The organism is Faecalicatena contorta, assembly GCF_003149105.1.
In the GTDB taxonomy this organism is placed as follows: Bacteria; Bacillota; Clostridia; order Lachnospirales; family Lachnospiraceae; genus Muricomes; species Muricomes contortus_C.
This window is the reverse complement of the sequence record NZ_QGDS01000035.1, coordinates 1-1275: the sequence shown is the minus strand read 5'-3', so window position 1 is coordinate 1275 and position 1275 is coordinate 1. Positions and strand designations below refer to the sequence as shown.

At 41.3% G+C, this 1275-nt stretch carries 2 protein-coding genes and 1 pseudogene; all 3 read left to right on the top strand.

Annotated features, from left to right (window positions below):
• Positions 1–114: pseudogene (locus tag A8805_RS23070) on the top strand (thioredoxin-disulfide reductase); the annotation flags it as partial.
• A 90-nt stretch (positions 115–204) separates the two neighbouring features.
• Positions 205–522: a thioredoxin TrxA gene (gene trxA, locus A8805_RS21880; RefSeq protein ID WP_109714822.1), complete on the top strand. Its 318-nt coding sequence runs from the start codon at positions 205–207 to the stop codon at positions 520–522.
• A gap of 96 nt (positions 523–618) precedes the next feature.
• Positions 619–1089 (top strand): glycine/sarcosine/betaine reductase complex selenoprotein A, encoded by a 471-nt coding sequence (grdA, locus tag A8805_RS21875; protein ID WP_109714821.1) that lies wholly within the window; start codon positions 619–621, stop codon positions 1087–1089.
• Positions 1090–1275: the final 186 nt, after the last annotated feature.

The following is a 1275-nucleotide window of genomic DNA, read 5'->3' as shown; positions in this document are numbered from 1 at the left end:
GTTTACGCGGCAGGAGATGTAAGGGTGAAAAGCCTGAGGCAGGTTGTTACTGCGGCTGCAGATGGTGCAATTGCAGCAGTACAGGTAGAGAGAAGTCTGTCCGATTATTTCTAGAATTGTAAAGATAGATACTAAGTTGAGTTGTATGGCTGAACTATAACGTTTTAAGTTTTCAAAAACATAAAGAAAAGGAGGATATGACAAATGGTAGATTTGGATAAGACAAACTTTGAAGAAGAAGTATTAAAGGCAGAGGGATATGTGTTTGTGGATTTCTATGGTGACGGATGTGTGCCATGCCAGGCGCTGATGCCTAAGGTGCATGAATTTGCAGAAACCTACGGTGAGAAGCTGAAATTTACTTCTTTAAACACCACGAAAGCCCGCCGTCTTGCAATCTCACAGAAAATACTGGGCCTGCCGGTTATGGCAATCTATAAAGACGGTGAGAAAGTGGAGGAGGTAGTGAAAGACGATGCTACCCCGGAAAGTATTGAAGCGATGATACAGAAATATATCTAATATATTTCCTTATCATAAAGTTGAGAAAGACTCATGTTTAAGTGCGGTGAAAAATATAATTTTTCACTCTTTCATGTGAGAAAGGAGAAATGAATTATGGCTATTCTGGAAGGAAAGAAAGCAATCATCATTGGCGACCGTGATGGAATTCCAGGACCGGCAATTGCAGAATGTGTAAAAACTGCTGGTGCTGAGATTGTATTTTCATCTACCGAGTGTTTCGTCTGAACAAGCGCAGGCGCAATGGATCTTGAAAATCAGAAGAGGGTAAAAGAATTTGCGGATGAATATGGTGCAGAGAACTTAGTTGTTGTACTTGGCGCCGCAGAAGGTGAAGCTGCAGGGCTTGCGGCTGAAACCGTAACAGCAGGAGACCCTACTTTTGCAGGTCCGTTGACAGGAGTCCAGCTTGGACTTCAAGTATATCACGTATGTGAAGCTGAAATGAAGGAAGAATTCGATGAAGCAGTTTATGATGAACAAGTAAGCATGATGGAAATGGTACTCGATGTGGATGATATCGTTCAGGAAATGACATCTATCAGAGATGAGTATTGTAAATTCTAAGTAACAAGTAAAGAAGGGCAGGTCCTATGTAGCCCATAGGGGCTGTCCTTTTTATATACCAGGAGGCTGGTATATAAATTCACAGAAAGGTGGATACCCAATGAATAGTGTAATCAAGGGAGCAAGTTATATATTAGTACACACTCCAAGCATGGTTTTATATAATGGAACAACACAGACAACAGA